Source organism: Dyella japonica A8 (assembly GCF_000725385.1).
Taxonomy (GTDB): domain Bacteria; phylum Pseudomonadota; class Gammaproteobacteria; order Xanthomonadales; family Rhodanobacteraceae; genus Dyella; species Dyella japonica_C.
Genome location: NZ_CP008884.1, coordinates 1,995,824 through 2,015,527 on the forward strand (window position 1 = coordinate 1,995,824; position 19,704 = coordinate 2,015,527).

10 protein-coding genes and 2 tRNA genes are annotated in these 19,704 nt (G+C 62.4%); 11 read left to right on the top strand and 1 reads right to left on the bottom strand.

Annotation, left to right across the window (positions count from 1 at the left end):
* Positions 1-53: 53 nt before the first annotated feature.
* The 6 genes from HY57_RS08235 (at position 54) to HY57_RS20805 (ending at position 10,678) form a co-directional block, all read left to right on the top strand.
* Positions 54-1,763, top strand: coding sequence for a GNAT family N-acyltransferase (locus tag HY57_RS08235; RefSeq protein ID WP_019467360.1), 1,710 nt, complete (start codon positions 54-56; stop codon positions 1,761-1,763).
* 430 nt (positions 1,764-2,193) lie between these two features.
* The gene (locus HY57_RS08240; protein WP_019467361.1) at positions 2,194-4,650 is read left to right on the top strand and encodes a TonB-dependent receptor; all 2,457 of its coding nucleotides are present in this window, start codon (positions 2,194-2,196) and stop codon (positions 4,648-4,650) included.
* 335 nt (positions 4,651-4,985) lie between these two features.
* Entirely contained in the window at positions 4,986-8,264 is a 3,279-nt protein-coding gene (locus tag HY57_RS08245; protein ID WP_019467362.1) for a TonB-dependent receptor, read from the top strand.
* Between the two features lie 329 nt (positions 8,265-8,593).
* Entirely contained in the window at positions 8,594-10,003 is a 1,410-nt protein-coding gene (gene ppnN, locus HY57_RS08250) for a nucleotide 5'-monophosphate nucleosidase PpnN (RefSeq protein ID WP_019467363.1), read from the top strand.
* A 69-nt stretch (positions 10,004-10,072) separates the two neighbouring features.
* A tRNA-Asn gene (locus HY57_RS08255) sits at positions 10,073-10,149 on the top strand.
* 187 nt (positions 10,150-10,336) lie between these two features.
* Positions 10,337-10,678 carry a hypothetical protein gene (locus tag HY57_RS20805; protein ID WP_144240794.1) on the top strand — a complete coding sequence of 114 codons (342 nt, stop codon included), beginning with the start codon at positions 10,337-10,339 and terminating at the stop codon, positions 10,676-10,678.
* A gap of 228 nt (positions 10,679-10,906) precedes the next feature.
* Here HY57_RS20805 and HY57_RS08265 read toward each other — a convergent pair whose 3' ends face one another.
* Positions 10,907-11,467 carry a GspH/FimT family pseudopilin gene (locus HY57_RS08265; protein WP_019467365.1) on the bottom strand — a complete coding sequence of 187 codons (561 nt, stop codon included), beginning with the start codon at positions 11,465-11,467 and terminating at the stop codon, positions 10,907-10,909.
* 153 nt (positions 11,468-11,620) lie between these two features.
* Between HY57_RS08265 and uvrB the strand changes: the two genes are divergently transcribed.
* The 5 genes from uvrB to HY57_RS08295 all read left to right on the top strand — a co-directional run bounded on the left by uvrB (position 11,621) and on the right by HY57_RS08295 (position 19,660).
* Positions 11,621-13,642 (top strand): excinuclease ABC subunit UvrB, encoded by a 2,022-nt coding sequence (gene uvrB / locus HY57_RS08270; RefSeq protein ID WP_019467366.1) that lies wholly within the window; start codon positions 11,621-11,623, stop codon positions 13,640-13,642.
* An 81-nt stretch (positions 13,643-13,723) separates the two neighbouring features.
* A tRNA-Val gene (locus HY57_RS08275) sits at positions 13,724-13,798 on the top strand.
* Positions 13,799-15,091: 1,293 nt separating this feature from the next.
* Positions 15,092-15,685, top strand: a complete 594-nt coding sequence (locus HY57_RS08280; RefSeq protein WP_019467367.1) for a fimbrial protein — start codon at positions 15,092-15,094, stop codon at positions 15,683-15,685.
* Positions 15,686-15,812: 127 nt separating this feature from the next.
* Positions 15,813-16,517 (top strand): fimbrial biogenesis chaperone, encoded by a 705-nt coding sequence (locus HY57_RS08285; protein ID WP_019467368.1) that lies wholly within the window; start codon positions 15,813-15,815, stop codon positions 16,515-16,517.
* Positions 16,518-16,816: 299 nt separating this feature from the next.
* Positions 16,817-19,660, top strand: coding sequence for a fimbria/pilus outer membrane usher protein (locus HY57_RS08295; protein ID WP_019467369.1), 2,844 nt, complete (start codon positions 16,817-16,819; stop codon positions 19,658-19,660).
* Positions 19,661-19,704: the final 44 nt, after the last annotated feature.

Consider the following 19,704-nt stretch of genomic DNA (forward strand, 5'->3'; position numbering starts at 1 on the left):
ACCTTGCTGTCATAATCCGCTACCAGCATTTAGGGAAATCCTAGGAGGCGGTCATGCTCAGCGTTGAACAGACCCTCACCGAACGTCTGCCATGGTTGGCGCAACATCCTCTGATCCGCCGACCCGTCGCTGGCATGCTGGGCCGGCTGGCCGATGAAGATGGCTTCAACCGTGTGCTGACGACCCTTGGTGAGGCCGAAGGCTTCGATTTCGTCGAGCGCGCGCTGGACCTGCTTGGCGTCAGCTACTTCGTCAATCCCCGCGAACGCGAGAACATCCCCGTCGAAGGTGGCGTGCTGATTGTCGCCAACCATCCGCTGGGCATGATGGATGCGCTGACCCTGCTGCAGATGGTCGGCTCCGTGCGCAGCGACGTGCGCATTCTCGCCAACGACTGGCTGATGTCGATCGAACAGCTGCACAAGCTGCTGCTGCCGGTGGACGTGTTCGGCAAGGGCGCGGCCTCGAAGATGCGCGACATCTATCGCGCGCTGGACAACGGCGAAGCGCTTATCGTTTTTCCGGCGGGCGAAGTCTCGCGCGTGGGGCCGTCGGGTGTCAGCGACGGTCGCTGGTCCGATGGTTTTGTGCGCCTGGCGCAGCGCAGCCGCGCTCCCGTGCTGCCCATCCATATTTCCGCCCGCAACTCGACCATGTTCTATGGCCTGTCGATGCTGGCCAAGCCGCTGAGCACCGCCATGCTTCCGCGCGAGGCGATTTCGCCCACCAGCCGTCGCGTGGGCTTCAGCGTGGGTCCGCTGGTGGCGGCCGACGAGCTCGAGCAGCACAGCGGCGGCTCGACCAAGCGCGCCGCCAAGCTGATGCGTCGCCACGTCTATCGCGTGGGTCGTCATCGCGGCCTGATCTTTGGCGGCCAGGCGCCGCTGGCGCATCCGGAGCCGACCGAGCGCGTGGTGGCGGAGCTGCAGTCGCAGGCCGAAAAGCTGGCCGATCTCAACGACGGCAAGCAGATCCTGTTGTTCAAGGGCGCCTCGGACAGCGCGGTGCTGCGCGAAATCGGCCGCCTGCGCGAACTCACCTTCCGCAAGGTGGGCGAGGGTACGGGCGCGCGTCGCGATCTCGATGCCTACGACCCGCATTACGAACATTTGGTGCTGTGGGATCCGAAGGCGCTGCGCATCGTCGGCTCCTATCGGTTTGGCCATGGCGGTCGCCTGATCGGCGAGCGCGGCATGGGCGCGCTTTATACCTCCAGCCTTTTCAACTACTCACCGGCACTGGAATCGCGCCTGTCGCAAGGCCTGGAACTGGGCCGCAGCTTCATCGCGCCGGCCTACTGGCGTTCGCGTGCGCTGGATCAGCTGTGGCAGGGCATTGGCCTGTATCTGCAGCGCCATGCCGAGCTGCGTTACCTGTTCGGCCCGGTGAGCATGTCAGTCAGCCTGCCGCGTGAGGCGCGCGAGTGGATCGCCGCCGCCCACCAGCATTACTTCGGTGCGCCGGGGCTGGCCTCCGCGCGCCAGCCGTTCGTGGTGTCGCCGGCAGTCATCGACCTGGTGCGCGATGCGCTGGCCGGACTCGACCCGGCGGCGGGCCTGGGTAAGCTCAAGCATCATCTGGACGCGCTGGGCGTCAGCCTGCCGGTGCTCTATCGCCAGTATGTGGATCTGGTGGAACCCGAGGGCGTGCAATTCCTCGACTTCGGCGAAGACCCGGGTTTCTCCGGCTGCGTGGATGGCCTGGTCATGCTGGACCTGGCCACCCTCAAGCCGGCCAAGCGCGCGCGTTACCTGGGCAAGTAAGCAGCCTCCGTCGTCGCATCCTTGCCGGCATGGCCGCAAGGATGTGATGGGGCGTGTGTGTTCTTTCGGCCGGGTGCTCGATTGGATCGTGGAAGTTGCGTGATCCCACGGTAAATATCTTGTAAAATACTTATGCCAACCTTACGGCGTTGGTCAGGACACAAGGGGCTTTTGCCGTTCTGACCGACGGTCACAACTGATTTCGTAATTTCGCCCGATCTTTCAACGATTGGGCTTTTTTACGCCCGGAGGAAACGTTTAAATTTACGTTAAATGGCATGAAATTGCGTTTATAGCCAAATACTTGCGCAATATCTTTCGGTATCTCGAGAGATTTTTCTGCCTTAACGACCTGCACGTTTTCTGGCCAACGCCGGCGGCCTCCGGGAAGACAGCCGACCCCCCTTTTGTCAATTCTGGAATGACGACAATGAAGCGAAACCACCTCTCCATGGCGATTGCCGCCATGCTCTGCATGACTGCTGGCGCTGCCTTCGCGCAGGACGCCAATACCCTGGCGGCACCGTCGACCAACAACAAGGACGCGACCAGCCAGCAGCGCAGCAGCGTATCGAGCACCTCCAACACCACCACCTCCAACGACACCAAGCGCGCGCAGCAGCTGGACACCGTGACGGTGCAGGCACAGAGCCTGTCGCTGGGTGGCGGCCTGATGTCGGTGCAGACGGCGCCGAAGGCGGTTTCGACCATTTCGCGCGACGCCATCGTCAAGGCGGCGCCGGGCGGCACCTTCGTGCAGATGATCGACAGCATCCCGGGCGTGAACGCCTCGACGGATGACGTCAGCGGCCTGGCCAATGGCAACTACCAGATCCGCGGTTTCACCAGCGACGAAATCGGCACCACCGTCAACGGCGCGCCGATCAACGACAGCGGCAACTACAAGGTCTACTCGACCGAGTACGGCGACACCGAAAACATGGGTGACATCACCGTGCTGCAGGGTTATCCGGACGTCGACACGCCGATCTCGGGCGCGGCCGGCGGTGCCATTTCCTGGGTCACCATCGACCCGTCGCACAAGGCCGGTGTGGACTTCAGCCAGAGCCTGGGCAACCACGACTACCGTCGTACCTACCTGCGCCTCAACACCGGCGACCTCGGCCCCGTGCGCGCGTGGCTGTCGTATTCCAACAACACCGCCAACCAGTGGCGCGGCCCGGGCGACATGAACGTCACCAAGGTCGACGGCAAGGCGCTGTGGACGATCGACGACAACAACTATGTCTCGGCCTCGTTCCAGTACAACCGCGAGCGCAACTACAGCTACAACAGCCTGACCAAGTCGGCGCTGCGTACGGGCGGCTATTTCCAGAGCTACGACGAGAACTACAGCCCCACCGACACCAACTACTGGAAGCTCCACACCAATCCGTTCACCAGCTGGCTGGCCAGCATGGACGGTGAATTCAAGCTCACCGACAGCCTGCGCCTGTCGGTCGTTCCGTACTTCTGGTACGGCAACGGCGGTGGCGGCGGCGGTTACAAGTTCACCGAATCGCCGCTGACGCAGAACACCATCGGCTACGCCAACCAGGATCTCAACGGCGACGGCAAGATCGGTGGCACGGCGGCGGTCTACTCGTTCAATGCCACCTATACCTATCGCCCGGGTGTCATCGCCAAGTTGAACCAGGACTTCGGCATGGACGACAGCCTGGAGTACGGCTTCTGGTACGAGCGTGCGCGCCAGCAGCAGAATGAGTTCTTCACTCCGGCCGTCGGCGGTGAGCCGGCTGATTTCTGGGCCACCACGGATTACATCAAGTACTCCAACGGCGTGGTGCAGCGTCTGTACCGCGAGTACACGACCTCGGAAATCAAGAAGTTCTTCGCCACCAACACCTGGACGCCGAACGACAAGTGGACCATCACGGCGGGTGCGGCCTACTTCTGGGAATCGCGTGAGGGCTACGATTTCGAAAACTGGGGCAGCCAGAGCGCCAATCCGAGGTACGCCCAGTACGGCGGCGAAGGTAGTGCGACCTACCACAAGATCAGCCCGACGGCTGGCATCAAGTATCAGTTGAACGATCAGAACCAGTTCTACATCGGTGCTGGCCGCACCTACCGCGCTCCGATCAACGGCGCGCTGCTGCAGAACGTGGCCGTGGCCGACAACCCGAAGAACGTTGCCAACGCTGCCGCCGGCACCTACGGCAACAAGCCGGAGCAGGCCACCACGATCGATCTGGGCTGGCGCTTCTACGCCGACCAGTTCTCGGCCAACCTCGATGCGTACGTGTCGCACCTGGTCAACAAGCAGATCTCGGGTTACGACAACACCACCGGCCAGACGGTGTACCTGAAACTGCCGAAGATGCACATGCGCGGCGTGACGGCAGAAGCCAGCTACAAGTTCCTCGAAGACTGGACGCTGTACGGCAACTACTCGTATCAGAAGGCAATTCTCGACGGCAACGTGAATACGTTCGGCGATGGCGTGTTCCCGACCGAAGGCAAGACCTTCCTCAACACCCCGAAGAACTCCGGCTTCCTGCGCCTGGGCTACGACCATGGTCCGTTCTGGGCCAGCGTGGATGCCAAGTACCGCGGTCCAGTGTGGGGCGACTGGATGAACACCGAGCAGATCGGCGGCTACACGGTGTTCAACCTCAATGCCGGCGTGAAGTTCGACGACTTCGCCACCTGGCTGCGCAGCCCGTACATCAAGCTCAACGTGTTCAACCTGGGTGACCGCCGCGCGCTGACCAACGCCAACAATATTGGCGCGTTCCTGGCCAGCAACCCGGGTGGCGTGTACAAGGATCCGACCAACGGTTCCACCTTGTACGCTTCCGCGCCGTACTACTCGCTGCTGGAAGAGCGCACCTACATGGTCACCTTCGGTATCTCGTTCTTCTAAGCCTTACCGACAAGTTGTTGCTCTACCCGAAACCGGCGCCGTAAGGCGCCGGTTTTTTTTGTGTCCTCGCCAGCGGCCAGGCTGACGACGGGCTTGCGTAGACGTAGGAAATCACCGTAAGAAATGTGAGTTATTCGTCAAAAAGTTACGAAATTGTAATATACTGCGGATACATTCGTCGTGATGAGCCCCGGTCGGCAGACTTCGCCGGGCACCCCGGGCGCATCTGAATTTTATTAGGGAATCAGTCACTTAAGACGGTGGCGGAGGGGCATGGGACTCCTCTGGTCTGGTCCCATGCCTTTCTTGCGAATCTCTTTAGGGGTTGAATCTCGATGAACCATTCCTTGCGCACAAAGTTGCTGCCGGTAGCCATTGCGACGCTGCTCGCCACCGCTCCGGTCTTCGCCCAGGACACCTCCTCCTCGATCAGCGGTCGCATCGTCGACGGCAGCGGCCAGCCGGTGGCCGGCGCCACCGTCCAGATCGTCCATGAGCCGTCGGGCACCACCAAGACCACCACCACCGACGCGGCCGGCCGTTACTCGGCACAGGGCCTGCGCGTGGGCGGTCCGTTCGATGTGAAGGTCAACAAGGACGGCACCCAGACCGAGCAGGACAACGTCTACCTGCAGCTGGCCCAGGACACCGCGGTCAACCTGACCATGGGCGTGTCGGCCGCCACGGCCAACGCGCAGAACCTGACCGGCGTGACCGTGTCGGCCAACTCGCTGTCGCAGACCTTCACGCCCGAGAACAAGGGCATCAGCACCAATATCTCGCGCCGTGAACTCGACGCCGCCCCGACGCCGGGCCGCTCGATCCAGAACATCGTGCGCATGGATCCCCGCGTGGTCATCACCGATCGCGCCCGTGGCGAAATCTCGGCGGTCGGCCAGAACAGCCGCTACAACAACATCACCGTCGACTCGGTCAGCGCGAACGACCCGTTCGGCCTGAACGCGAACGGCCTGCCGACCCTCGGCACGCCGATCTCGCAGGACACCATCGAGGAATACAACATCTCGACGGCGAACTACGACGTGGCCAACCGTCGTGGCCTGGGCGCCAACGTCAACGCCGTGACCAAGAGCGGTACCAACGATTTCCACGGCTCGGTCTACTACGCGTTCCAGAACACCGACATGATCGGTCAGAACGAGCAGGACAAGGATTACGCCGGCTTCAAGCGCCAGTGGACGGGCGGCGCCACCGTCGGCGGCCCGATCATCAAGGACAAGCTGTTCTTCTTCGCTTCGATGGAAAAGAGCCAGCAGGTCGGTTCGGGCAGCCCCTACGGCCCGCAGGATTCCGGCGCCGCCACGCCGATCAAGGGCCTGACCAGCCAGCAGGTGCAGCAGGTGCGCGACATCGCCGCCAAGTACGGCCTGAACGACATCGGTTCGGTGGGCGGCGGCAACTCCAACCTGACCGACAAGCGCTACCTCGCCAAGATCGACTGGAACATCGCCGACAACCATCGCGCGAGCTTCACCTATAGCGAGACCAAGGAAAACAAGCCGATCATCACCGGCAGCCAGACCAAGCTGGTGCTGTCCAGCGGCTGGTACAAGACCAACGTCGACAACAAGAGCTACGCGCTGCACTTCTACGACGACTGGTCGGACATCTTCTCCACCGACACCACCGTGTCCTACGCCAACTTCGACCAGAAGCGCGGTCCGTACAACGGCGTGGCCATGCCTGACATCACCGTCTACCCGGTGGCCTACGGCGGCCCGGCGATTGAGTTCGGCACGGAATACTCCAGCCAGGCCAACGTGCTGAAGGTGAAGACCTTCAACGCTGCCTGGGCAGGCACCCTGTATCTCGGCGACCACACCCTGAAGGGTGGCTTCGACTACGAGAAAGACAAGAACTACAACCTGTTCCTGCAGAACTACTTCGGCAGCTATGTGTTCGAGGAAGTCCCGGGCGGCAAGGGCACCACGGGCCTGATCAACTTCGCCAACGGCCAGTACTACCAGTACCGCTACAACCGCCCGGCCGACAACCGCACGCTGGACGACGTTGCCGCCAAGTACAACCTCAACCAGTGGGGCATCTTCCTGCAGGACACCTGGCAGGTCACCAACAACCTGTCGCTGCAGTACGGCGTGCGCGTTGATGTGCCGCTGATGAGCGACAAGCCGCTGTACAACCCGACTTACGCCGCTGCATACGGCCAGTCCAACCAGAACACCATCAACGGCCATCGCATCGTCCAGCCGCGCATGTCGTTCAACTACACGTTCAACACCGAGCGCATGACGCAGCTGCGTGGTGGCGCCGGCCTGTTCGTGACCAACCAGCCGGGCGTGTGGCTGGGCAACATCTTCTCCAACTCGGGCATGACGCAGACGCAGTACAACTGCGGTCCGACCCAGTCGCCGCCGTGCAACACCAACCTGCCGGCCTTCAGTCCGGATCCGAACCATCAGAACAATGGTCCGGCCAATGCGGGCGTGATGACGGTCAACACCATCTCCAAGGACTGGAACATCCCGACCGCGTGGAAGATCAGCCTGGGCGTGGACCGCGAGCTGCCCTGGTACGGACTGATCGCCACGGCTGACTGGGAACACATCGCGCAGCGCGACGCCATCTGGTTCCAGAACGTGAACCTGGGCGCCCCGACCTTCGTGATGCCCGACGGCCGCAACTCCTACTACAAGCTGCAGGGCGACCCGGCCACCACCAAGCCGATTCCGCGCGCGAACGCCAACTCGAAGTTCTCGGGCCAGATGATCAACCTGGCCAACACCGACAAGGGCAGCGCCGACAGCATCGCCCTGTCGCTGAAGAAGCCGTTCTCGGAAGACTGGTCGGGCATGGTTGGCTTCACCTGGAGCCGTTCGACCGAGGTGAACCCGGGCACGTCCTCGGTCGCCAACTCGAACTACAGCAACAACTACGTCTACAACTCCAACGAGAACGTCGCCAGCACGTCGAACTACTCGGTGCCGCGTCGCGTGATCGCCTCGTTGAACTGGCAGCATCGCTTCTGGGGTGACTACACCACCAGCGCGAGCGTGTTCTACGACGGTCACTCCGCGTCCCCGTACAGCTGGACGTTCGGCAACGACGCCAATGGCGACGGCTACAACAACGACCTGGTCTACATCCCGCGTCCGGGTGAAGTCGAGTTCCGTCCGGGCACCGATCCGAAGCTGGTCCAGCAGTTCTGGGATTACATCCAGAAGAACGACTACCTGAAGGATCACCAGGGCCAGGTGGCCAAGCGCAATGGCGACCGCGCCGGCTGGATCAACCAGATCGACCTGAGCTTCAGCCAGGAAATCCCGGGCCTCTTCAAGGGCAACAAGGGTGTCGTCCGCCTCGACGTCTACAACTTCACGAACCTGCTGAACAAGCACTGGGGTATCGAGAAGCGCGTGAACTTCCCGGGTGGCCGTGCGCTGGCCGATTACGCCGGCATCAACCCCAAGACGGGCAAGTACATCTACAACATCGACTGCGGCGGCAAGGCCTCGTGCACCACGTACAACCAGGGCAGTGGCTACCAGCCGCTCCCGGTGCCGACCTACATCAACAACAACGACGACCTCGCCCAGCGCTGGTCGGTCCTGTTGACGCTGAAGTACACCTTCTAAGCGCATAAGCTTGCGAAGGGCTTGAAGACTGGCCGGCGCCCCTCGGGGCGCCGGCTTTTTCTTGCTCGTCATTCCGGCGTAGGCCGGAATCCAGTGGCCTCGGTGCCGGGTCTTGGTGACAAGCCCCCGCTCTGCGCGAAAACCGGGCCCGGCCGCTACTGGATTCCGGCCTGCGCCGGAATGACGGGCAATGAACCGCCCCGTCAGGGCCGGCCTTGAAACAGCCCCCAACGCTTGACCCTGTCATGCCCGGCGCGGGAAGCTACGCGGTCCGCCGCGTTTTTGCCCGGACGAACGAGCCGCGAGGGCGCGGCGAGGAGAATGGTTGAATGAATGACATGCAAGCCGGCAAGTCCGGCCGCCCCGGCACCGTGAGCGCGCGCATTTCGCCCGCCGGTGGCCTGGATATCCTGTCCCGCAACGAAGTGGCGCGCCTGCGCGACGCCAGCGGTTCGGGCCTGCACGCCTTGCTGCGCCGCTGCGCGCTGGCGGTGCTCACCTCCGGCAACATGAGCGATGACCCGCGCTCCATCCTGGAGCAGTTCCCCGACTTCGACATCCAGGTGCTGCAGCAGGACCGCGGCATCAAGATCGAGCTGACCCATGCGCCGGCCCAGGCCTTCGTGGATGGCCAGATCATCCGCGGCATCAACGAGTTGCTGGTGGCCGTGGTGCGCGACATCGTCTACGTGTCGACGCAGATGGAGCAGGGCAACTTCGACCTGGACGACAGCGTGGGCCTGACCCATGCCGTGTTCGAGATCCTGCGCAACGCCCGCATCCTCAAGGCCCAGATCGACCCGAACCTGGTGGTGTGCTGGGGCGGCCATTCGATCTCGCGCGACGAGTACGAATACACCAAGCAGGTGGGCTACCAGCTCGGCCTGCGCGGCATGGACATCTGCACGGGCTGTGGCCCGGGCGCCATGAAGGGCCCCATGAAGGGCGCCACCATCGCTCACGCCAAGCAGCGCCACCGCAACAACCGCTACATCGGCATCACCGAGCCCGGCATCATCGCGGCCGAGTCGCCGAACCCGATCGTGAACCACCTGGTGATCATGCCGGACATCGAGAAGCGCCTCGAAGCCTTCGTGCGCATGGGCCACGGCATCATCGTGTTCCCGGGCGGCGTGGGCACGGCCGAGGAAATCCTCTACATGCTCGGCATCCTGCTGAACCCGGAGAACGCTGGCGTGCCGTTCCCGCTGATCTTCACCGGTCCCAAGCAGTCCGCGGCCTACTTCGAGCAGATCGACCGCTTCCTGCGCCTGACGCTGGGCGAGAGCGTGACCCAGCATTACCAGATCATCGTGGACGACCCGGCTGCCGTGGCCCGCGCGATGGTTCGCGGCATCGACAAGGTGCGCAACTACCGCCTGGACAACAAGGACGCGTTTTTCTTCAACTGGGCGCTCAACATCCCGTATGCGTTCCAGTTGCCGTTCCGCCCCACGCACGAGGCCATGCGCGGCCTGGCGATCCATCGCGACCGCCCGCGCCACGAGCTGGCGGCCGACCTGCGCCGCGCGTTCTCCGGCATCGTCGCCGGCAACGTGAAGGAAGAGGGCCTGCGCGCCATCGAGAAGCAAGGCCCGTTCCAGATCGACGGCGACGCCGACATCATGGCCTCGCTGGACGAGCTGCTGAAGGCCTTCGTGGCCCAGGACCGCATGAAGCTGCCGGGCGGCACGGCCTATGTGCCCTGCTACCAGGTGCTGACGGGCAAGGCGGCCTGAACCTCGTCTCAAATCGCTAAAACGTCTTGACAGGCCGGAGCTGGATATTCAAACTATCCAGCTCACCCCGCCCGAATAGCTCAGCCGGTTAGAGCACTTGACTGTTAATCAGGGGGTCGTTGGTTCGAGTCCAACTTCGGGCGCCATATTCAAGAAAACCCCGCCTTTCCGGCGGGTTTTTTTTTATGCACTGCGGCGACAAGAACCTGAAACAGGGCAGGGTTGCTCAGCGTAGACATCGAATACACCCTGGGCTGCTCAAGATCTCCGGGCGCCGGTGCTTTCGGGTGCCTACGGCAGGTACAGGCTCGCTTGATCGTTGCAGGGGAGTCCATGAAGCCCGGCAGGTTCATGCTCATCGGGGTGCTGCTGCTCGCTGGATGCGCAAGCACGGGCGACATCACCCACAACAAGCCAACCTTCCAGGGACGCACGGCCAAGCTCGATTCGGTGTACGCAGCCTGCGTTCAGTCGCGGTGGGCGGCGATCTCGTCGTCCGCCCGTATCGTGGAAACCCCGATGGCGCTTCAGGTGGTCGCAGGCAATGCAACCACGCATGTCGAGGAGCTGCTCGTTATCCGCAGCAGGGCCATGGGGGCAGATGTGGCGTTGTATGAGCGCCTTCAGATACTGGCACTGCGCGGGTATCGCGAGGCCGTGAAAGCTTGTCTCTAGGTTGGCCTCGCTCTCGTGTCTGCATGTTTCCTGATGCGCACCTATCTTGCCCCGTCGTCATCCCTGCGAAAGCAGGGATCCAGCGACTTTTGTTCTCGCCAGGCGCTTCAAGGGCACTGGATGACCAGCCATTCGGTTGTTGAAAGGCGCTTCCTGCTTTCGCAGGGATGACGGTGAGGGGAGCAGTGTGCCGTCACGAAACGTGCCACCACGAAAACAAAAGCCGCTCTAACCCCCCGCCGCGCATCGACTGGCCTCATCGTCACCTGGCACCTTGCCGGCGACGCGCCCCATGTTGGACACCGTGACCGCCAAGGCGCCTTCTGCATGTTCAGGCCGGCACAGGACGAAGGTGACGTTGCTGCCGCCGGTGGTGCCATCAGGCTGGAAACGGATGCGTTTGCGCCCCGCCGTGCTGGTGATGATCAGCTGGCGATAACCGCCATGGACCTGCGATGGCGCCCCTTCGAGCTGATCCGCGTTGGTGCTGCGATAGCGTCCAATCGCCCATCCGTTCTCCCAATGCGTGTCATCGGTGCATTGCGCGCCGTTCGCCGATGGGCAGAACAGCATGCGGCGGCGGCCGATGATCGCCGCGCCGCGTGCGTGCTGAAGCGCGGCGACCAGCTCGATCTGGGCGGTGACAAGCCGGTGGCGGGCCAGCATGCCGCCCATGGCCGGGATGGCGGTGCAAAGGAGCACGGCGACGATGACCAGCGCCATGACGCTCTCGACCAGGGTAAATCCCGCCTGGCTTTGACTCAGGTGCGGATTCCGGATGGCTTCCATCCACGGGCTCCTGCGTTGCTGGGGCTATTCAGCCTAGTGATGGCGACGCCACCCTTCAGTCGGCCCGGGCCCGGGGGATATGTCGTAACCTGCTGACAGGCCCTGTCAGCAGGGCGATTTAAAATGCCGGCACGCGACCGCATGTAGAACGCCATGACCGACCGCTTCGAACTCGTTTCCCCCTACAAACCCTCCGGCGACCAGCCCGAGGCCATCCGCGTGCTCAGCGAGGGCTTCCAGTCCGGCCTGGCCGCGCAGACGCTGCTGGGCGTCACCGGCTCGGGCAAGACCTTCACCATCGCCAACGTGATCGAGAAGGTGCAGCGCCCGACCATCGTGCTGGCGCCCAACAAGACGCTGGCGGCGCAGCTGTACGGCGAGTTCAAGGAGTTCTTCCCGCACAACGCGGTGGAGTACTTCGTCAGCTACTACGACTACTACCAGCCCGAAGCCTACGTGGCGGCGTCCGATACCTATATCGAGAAAGACGCCTCCATCAACGATCACATCGAGCAGATGCGACTGGCGGCCACCAAGGCGCTGCTGTCGCGTAAGGACTCGTTGATCGTTGCCACCGTGTCGGCCATCTACGGCCTGGGCGATCCCGAAGATTACCTGTCGCTTCGTCTGATCCTCGCCAAGGGCGAGCACATCGACCAGCGCCAGCTGATCCGTCAGCTGACCGAGCTGCAGTACACGCGCAATGAAATGGAATTGCGTCGCGGTACCTACCGCGTGCGCGGCGAGATCATCGACGTGTTTCCGGCGGAATCGGAAAGCGAAGCGCTGCGCATCGAACTGTTCGATGGCGACATCGAAAGCATGGCGCTATTCGACCCGCTCACCGGCGAAACCATCCGCAAGGTGCCGCGCTACACCATCTATCCGCGCACGCACTACGCCAGTACGCGTGAGAGCGTGCTCAACGCCATCGAAACCATCAAGGTCGAGCTGAAGGAACGCCTGGAGCAGCTCTACAAGGACAACAAGCTGGTGGAAGCGCAGCGCCTCGACCAGCGCACGCGCTTCGACCTGGAAATGATGGCCGAGGTCGGTTACTGCCAGGGCATCGAGAACTACTCGCGCCACCTCACGCGGCGCGGCGCGGGTGAGCCGCCGCCGACGCTGTTCGATTACCTGCCGGCGGACGCGCTGCTGGTCATCGACGAATCGCACGTCACCATTCCGCAGCTCGGCGCCATGTACAAGGGCGACCGCTCGCGCAAGGAAACGCTGGTGGAATTCGGCTTCCGCCTGCCCTCGGCCATGGACAACCGTCCGCTGCGCTTCGAGGAGTGGGAGGCGCGCGCGCCGCGTTCCATCTACGTTTCCGCCACGCCGCGTGATTACGAATTGCAGAAATCCGGCGACCAGATCGTCGAGCTGGTGGTGCGTCCCACCGGCCTGATCGATCCGGAAGTGGAAGTGCGCCCGGTGCGCACGCAGGTGGACGACCTGCTGGGCGAAGTGCACAAGCGCGTCGCCATGGGCGACCGCGTGCTCGTCACCACGCTCACCAAGCGCATGGCCGAGAACCTCACCGAATACCTCGGCGAGCACGGCATCAAGGTGCGCTACCTGCACTCCGACATCGAGACCGTGGAGCGCGTGGAAATCATCCGCGACCTGCGCCTGGGCGAGTTCGACGTGCTGGTGGGCATCAACCTGCTGCGTGAGGGCCTGGACATGCCTGAGGTCTCGCTGGTGGCCATCCTGGATGCCGACAAGGAAGGCTTCCTGCGTTCCACCGGCTCGCTGATTCAGACCATTGGCCGCGCCGCGCGCAACGTGCGCGGCAAAGCCATCCTGTACGCCGACAACATCACCCGTTCCATGCAGGCGGCGATGGACGAGACCGCCCGCCGCCGCGAGAAGCAGCAGGCGTACAACGAGGCGCACGGCATCACGCCTCAATCGGTCGTGCGACGCATCGCCGACATCATGGAGGGCGCACGCAGCGAAACCCCGGGCCGTGGCCGCGGTCGCCGTGGCGAGCGCCAGGCCAGCGCCGTGGCGGAGAAGGGTGCCGACTACGCCGCCCTGAGCGCCGACCAGGCCTCCGCCATGATCAAGAAGCTCGAGGCGCAGATGTACAAACACGCCGAAAACCTGGAATTCGAGGAGGCGGCCCGCCTGCGCGACCAGATCCATAAACTGCGCGAACAGGCCAGCTGAGCAGGGCCCGGGCCGGGGTAGTTGTCCCCGGCCGCCGGAGCACGTATACTGCGCGGCTCGCACGGCATGCCTGCGAGAACCGGGCGGTTAGCTCAGCGGTAGAGCACTACCTTGACATGGTAGGGGTCACAAGTTCGATCCTTGTACCGCCCACCAATTCGTAACCCGTTGATCGAGCGGGATAGAAAGGGAGATCCGAGAGGGTCTCCCTTTTTGTTTTTGCCTCCGGGAACGTGCATGAAATAAGCCCCTGGTTCACTGCACGCAACGTGCATGAGATGGGGAATTCGCGGGTTTGAGTGCACACAAGCCGGCCCAAGTGGGCGTCAACATTTAGAGTTGGCCTTACCCGGTGATGGTAGGAGCACATGTGTCATGTGCCTCTCAGCTACGCCTCGGCATCCACCGCTGAGCTACCCGTTGCACAGGCTGTGTAAAGCATCCTTCAGAACCTCAAGAGCTACATCTGCCCAGTAGAGCGGGTGCTCCCTATCCCATCCTTGATCGGATGCATGGGTTGTCGGTGCATGCAGGCCAAGCGACAGGCGCTTGTAGTACACGGTGTCGTCCGGATTTGGTCGATGGCTTTGGCCGGGCGACGCGCCTCGCGAGTATCCGCGCCGTAACCCGGATTCCGATAGGTGGTGCATTCGTGCCGACACAAGCGCGGACACGCGGCGCTTGCCAGGTCACCACGTTGACTGACTCTGCGCAAGCACGGCGGGCTCGCAGCTTTCTAACCCGCACAACACGATGAAAGAGCGCCCAGCCCGCCATGCGTTCCGAAGCGCCAGTTCACGTGGACGATCTTCAACGAAACCGACGCCAATACCTTCCGCACATGATGCATCCGCCTGCGCCGTCGTTGTGCGCATTAGTGGTTGATGTCGAACGCCTGCTCGATACGCCATGTCGAAAAAGAAGCATGGGCAGCAGGGCAGACTAGCCATCCAAATGGTTGGAATTTCGCTATGCAAACGTCGCCGAGCCATGGGTGACCTTACGCTGGCTGAGTCGCACGTAGGTGTTTGCCAGATGCCGCCATTAGTGAACGACATTGGCGGCACCGCTTTCGCGTCCGTGCGGCGATAAGGCGTCCACTCGATCTTAAGTCTGGTGCCTCAGCGACCGCATGCTTGTTCGTCAGAAAATCCACGGTTTCAAGACGTTTTTTCAGTTTCAGAGCGTTCTCGCTGCCCGGTGAAGGAAATGGCGTGGCGCATCTGGCTGTTCAAAAAAGGGCAGGTCTTCTTTTGAGAGGCCTCCGATGTTCTTCGTGTGAGGTGATCTGGAACATATGCACGCTGGCAAGGGAGCTTGCTCCCGCCGGCGAGTAGGCCTTACCCCATGCATGTCTTTGCTTGGGTCATCAGGATCGTGAGGCTAACCCTACCCAACGTTCCAGCCGATCCCTGGAAAGAAGACTTTTTTAAACCCAAGGATACACTCATGAAGAAGACTCTCTTCTCTGCCGCTCTGGCTGCTGCGTTTGGCCTCGTTGCCATGCAGGCTTCTGCTGCTGACGGCACCATCACCTTCAACGGCCAGATCACCGACACCACCTGCACCATCACCGGCGGCGGCGCGGCCACTGGCACCGGCAACATCACCGTGACCCTGCCGACCGTCAGCACCTCGGCGCTGGCTGCTGATGGCAAGACCGCGGGCGACACCGCCTTCTCGCTGATCCTTGGCGGTGGCACCAACTGCACCAACGGCAAGACGGCCGCTCTGTGGATCGAAACCACCGCCACGCCGGCTCTGGACTCCTCCACGGGCGCCCTGAAGAACCAGGCTTCCGGCGGCGCGACCAACGTGCAGGTCCGCATGGTCAACCCGGCCAACAACCAGCCGATCAACCTGGGCATCAACGCCGCTGTCACCAACGGCGCCACCGTGATCGCCGCCAGCAACCAGCCGGCTGCGACCATCGCCGGCAACACCGCCACCCTGAACTACGTTGGCCAGTACCTGGCCAAGGGCGGCGCAGCAACGGCCGGTGCGGTCACCACGTATCTGACCTACTCCATGCAGTACAACTGATCGCTCTCGCTGGGCAGTCAGCGACAAGGCCGGGAAACCGGCCTTGTCAACCTAAGAAAGTAAGTACTGAACTACTCCAGAATCAGAGAGTAATCCCATGAAAGTCGTCAGCCGCGCAATCTTTGCAATGTCCCTGGCCCTGGCGGGCCTTGGCTCCGCGTATGCCGGCATCACCATCAACGGCACGCGCGTGGTGTATCCCGCCGATCAGCGCGAAGTCTCTTTGAGCATGGTCAATGACGGTAAGGAAACACGCCTCATCCAGGCATGGGTGGACGACGGCAACGCCAGTGAGCGCCCGGAATCCAGCAAGGCCCCTTTCATGATTACGCCGCCCATGGCGCGTGTCGATCCAGGCAAGGGCCAGACCCTGCGCATCATGTACACCGGCGCAGACCTACCGCAGGACCGTGAAACGGTTTTCTGGCTCAACATTCTCGAAATTCCGCCCAAGCCGAAAGCCGGCACCGATCAGGCGGACAACTACATGCAGCTCGCTGTGCGCTCCCGCATGAAGCTGTTCTACCGTCCCAAGGACTTGCAGGGCACGGCCGATGGCGCCATTGATCAGCTCAGCTGGCGCATCGTGCAGGAAGGCAAGGGCTACTCGGCGGAATGCACCAACAACACGCCGTACAACGTTTCCTTCAGCGACATCATCTTCAAGGGTTCCAAGCCGGAACAGTCGGTCAGCAAGGGCGGCATGTGTCCGGCCAAGGGCAAAATCACGGCACCGGTCACCGGCAGTGCTGATGCAAGCAACAAGATGATCGTTACGGTCATCAACGACTTCGGTGGCTTTAACGAGCACGAGGTCAGCTATAGCCGTTGATATCGGCGAGGCGGTTCGACAGGCGAGGGTGCTCTAGTCGCTCTCGCCATTCGCCGCCAATGGTCGAGAGCTCTCTGAGAGAACACCTCCGGCGTTTCAGATGCGTCTTATGTCGTGCGGTAAGGCGTCGCCGGATCATCCGCATACCGGCTAGGAACACTCGTCCGGACTTCATAAGGGTCCCCAGGTTCACGTTTCGATGACGCCAATTCGGCGGCGCGCTGGGGAGGGCTATGCCCGGATTTGGCTCTAGGCACTCGGACGTGATCAGAGTCCTCGACAGACGAACGGAAATTCACATGTTCACGCAACGCTACAGTTCGAGCGAATACGGCAACAGGACGAACCACGCCCTGCGCAACCGTTGTCTCCCCTTGTTCATCATGACGGCGCTTGGTTCGACGTCAGCGTGGGCGGTGCCGGCGGCACCGGCACCGGCCGCCGCTGCGCCGGAGCCGGCGGCGGATCCTGGCGCGGTGGAATTCAGCAATGCCTTTACCGGCACCGGTCAGTCGTCAGTGGACGTGTCCCGCTTCGAGCAAGGCGTCACCGTGCTGCCGGGCAATTACAACGTTGACATCTTCGTCAACGAAGGCCGTATTGCACGCCAGAACATGACGTTTCGTGCCGTCGACGGCATGAAGAACGCACAGCCCTGCTTCACCTACGCCGAAATGGCGCAGATGGGCGTGGATGTCAGCAAGCTTGACCCCAGCACGGTCAATGCACAGAACGTCTGCATCGCCATCAGTGACGTGAGCCCCGCGGCTACCGCCAAGATGGACATGGGTGAGCTGCGTTTGGATGTCTCCATCCCTCAGGAATCGCTGCTCAAGCGCGCGCGCGGCTACGTTAGCCCCGAACTGTGGGAGCAGGGCGAAACCGCCTTCTTGCTGGGCTACAACTTCAACGCATACTCCATCAACCAGAGCTACAGCGGCCCGCGTAACAGCGGCGGTACGGCTGTCGGTACCGACGGCAGTCTGACGCAAGTGCAGAACAACGCGTACTACGTGCCGACAGGTAATGGCGGCTTCACGCCCAGCGCCAACGGTAACTACATGCTGGCCAACAACGGCACCTACGTGCCGGTACAGATCGGCAGCTACACCCCCTCCAATAACGGGGGCTACAAGTACAACGACATCAACGCTTACCTGGGCCTCAACCTGGGTCTGAACGTTGCCGGCTGGCGAGTCCGTAGCGTGGAAACCGCGCAGTGGGACCAAAACACCGGTCGCACCACCTGGCATAACTTCAATACCACGGCCACTCACGACATTACCCCGTGGAAGGCACAGCTCACCATCGGTGACAGCTACACCCAGGGCATCGTGTTCGACACGACTCCCTTCCGCGGTCTTACCATCTACAGCGATGACCGCATGCTGCCCGATTCGGAGCAGGGCTTCGCGCCAGTGGTGCGTGGCGTGGCCAATACGCAGGCGCGTGTGGAGGTTCGCCAGAACGGTAACCTGCTTTACGAAACCACCGTGGCACCGGGCCCGTTCACCATCAGTGATCTGTATTCCACCGGTTACGGCGGCGACCTCAAGGTCACCGTGTTCGAAGCCGATGGCACCACGCACACCTTCACGGTGCCGTACTCCGCCGTGCCCATGCTGTTGCGTCCCGGTGTTAGTCGTTGGGCTATCACCGACGGCCAGGTGCGCGACACCTCGCTGCAAAATGGCATGCCCTACTTCGTGGAGGGTACCTACCAGCGCGGCATCAACAACTGGTTGACGCTGTACGCGGGCGTGCAGTCCACCTACCGTAACCTGTACCACTCGTACCTGGGTGGTGCCGCCATCAACACGCCTGTCGGCGCGTTCGCGCTGGATGTCACCAATTCGCACACTACCTTGAAGGGAGCGGACAGCTCGCTTTCCGGCTACAGCACCCGCCTGTCATACTCCAAGGCAATCCCGACATCGGGTACCACCCTGGCGGTGGCCTCTTACCGCTACTCCAACGGCAACTTCCTGTCACTGACGGACGCCGTGCAGACGCAGGATCAACTTATCAGCCTGCGCGACACCAGCAACTGGGCCGTACCCCCTGTGCTGCGCTCCAAGCAGCGCCTGCAGGTTACCCTCAACCAGGACTTTGGTGGCCGGGGCGGGCAGCTCTACTTCAACGGTGCCCGCAACACCTACTGGAATGGGATGCCCGATGCCACCACCTATCAGCTCGGCTACACCAACACCTACCGCAGGGTGAACTTCGGCATTACCGCCAGTCGCACGTACTCGTCCAGCCCGATGTTCAACGGCAGTCGCTACGACAACCAATTCGGCCTGAACGTCTCCATCCCGCTGGGTGGTCCGTCCAGCAAGCATGCGCCCATGTTGTCGACCTCGTTGCAGCACGACGACACCATGGGCAACAACGATCGCGTCGGCATCAACGGCACCTTCGGCGATCGCAGCCAGTACACCTACAACGGCAACGTCAACTACACCGGCCAGGGCAACAGCTCCACCACGGCCAGCGGCAACATGGGTTGGCAGGCGGCCTACGGCAACCTCAACGGTGGCTACTCCTACTCCAACCACTACCAGCAGGGCTCGGTGGGTGCGTCGGGTGGCCTGGTCGTGCATGGCGGTGGCGTCACGCTGGCCCCGCAGATCGACCTCACCAGCCCCATCGCCATCATCGAGGCACCGGATGCCAAGGGTGCGCGCGTCTCCAGCAGTGGCCAGACCAAGATCGACAGCCGTGGCTATGCGGTGGCTACCAGCCTCATGCCGTATCGCATGAACGACGTGACGCTGGATCCCACCAGCACGTCGATGGACGTGGAGCTGCAAACCACGCGTGTGCAGACCGCGCCGCGCGCCGGTGCCGTGGTGCCGTTGAAGTTCAACACCGTCAGTGGCCGCGCTGCCCTGATCCGCGCCAAGCAACCAAATGGTGATGCGCTGCCGTTTGGTGCGGAAGTGCTCGATGCCAGCGGCAACAGTGTAGGCACCGTGGGCCAGGGTGGGCAGATGTTTGTGCGCGGCGCGGAAGATGGCGGCACCTTGCTGGTGCGCTGGGGCGACAGCGTCCACGAACAGTGCAAGGTCCAATACCAATTGCCGGCACGTGCGAAGGGGCAGGCGTCGAGCCTCCAGTCCGCCGATGCGGTGTGTCGTTAATTACTGAATTTGAACTCAGGCGCTTCAGCCAAAGAGCGCAACGA

Excerpts from the sequence above, each read along its gene's own strand:
- HY57_RS08235 (WP_019467360.1), top strand. The coding sequence starts at position 54 with ATGCTCAGCGTTGAACAGACCCTCACCGAACGTCTGCCATGGTTGGCG.
- HY57_RS08240 (WP_019467361.1), top strand. The coding sequence starts at position 2,194 with ATGAAGCGAAACCACCTCTCCATGGCGATTGCCGCCATGCTCTGCATG.
- HY57_RS08245 (WP_019467362.1), top strand. The coding sequence starts at position 4,986 with ATGAACCATTCCTTGCGCACAAAGTTGCTGCCGGTAGCCATTGCGACG.
- ppnN (WP_019467363.1), top strand. The coding sequence starts at position 8,594 with ATGAATGACATGCAAGCCGGCAAGTCCGGCCGCCCCGGCACCGTGAGC.
- HY57_RS20805 (WP_144240794.1), top strand. The coding sequence starts at position 10,337 with ATGAAGCCCGGCAGGTTCATGCTCATCGGGGTGCTGCTGCTCGCTGGA.
- HY57_RS08265 (WP_019467365.1), bottom strand. The coding sequence starts at position 11,467 with ATGGAAGCCATCCGGAATCCGCACCTGAGTCAAAGCCAGGCGGGATTT.
- uvrB (WP_019467366.1), top strand. The coding sequence starts at position 11,621 with ATGACCGACCGCTTCGAACTCGTTTCCCCCTACAAACCCTCCGGCGAC.
- HY57_RS08280 (WP_019467367.1), top strand. The coding sequence starts at position 15,092 with ATGAAGAAGACTCTCTTCTCTGCCGCTCTGGCTGCTGCGTTTGGCCTC.
- HY57_RS08285 (WP_019467368.1), top strand. The coding sequence starts at position 15,813 with ATGTCCCTGGCCCTGGCGGGCCTTGGCTCCGCGTATGCCGGCATCACC.
- HY57_RS08295 (WP_019467369.1), top strand. The coding sequence starts at position 16,817 with ATGTTCACGCAACGCTACAGTTCGAGCGAATACGGCAACAGGACGAAC.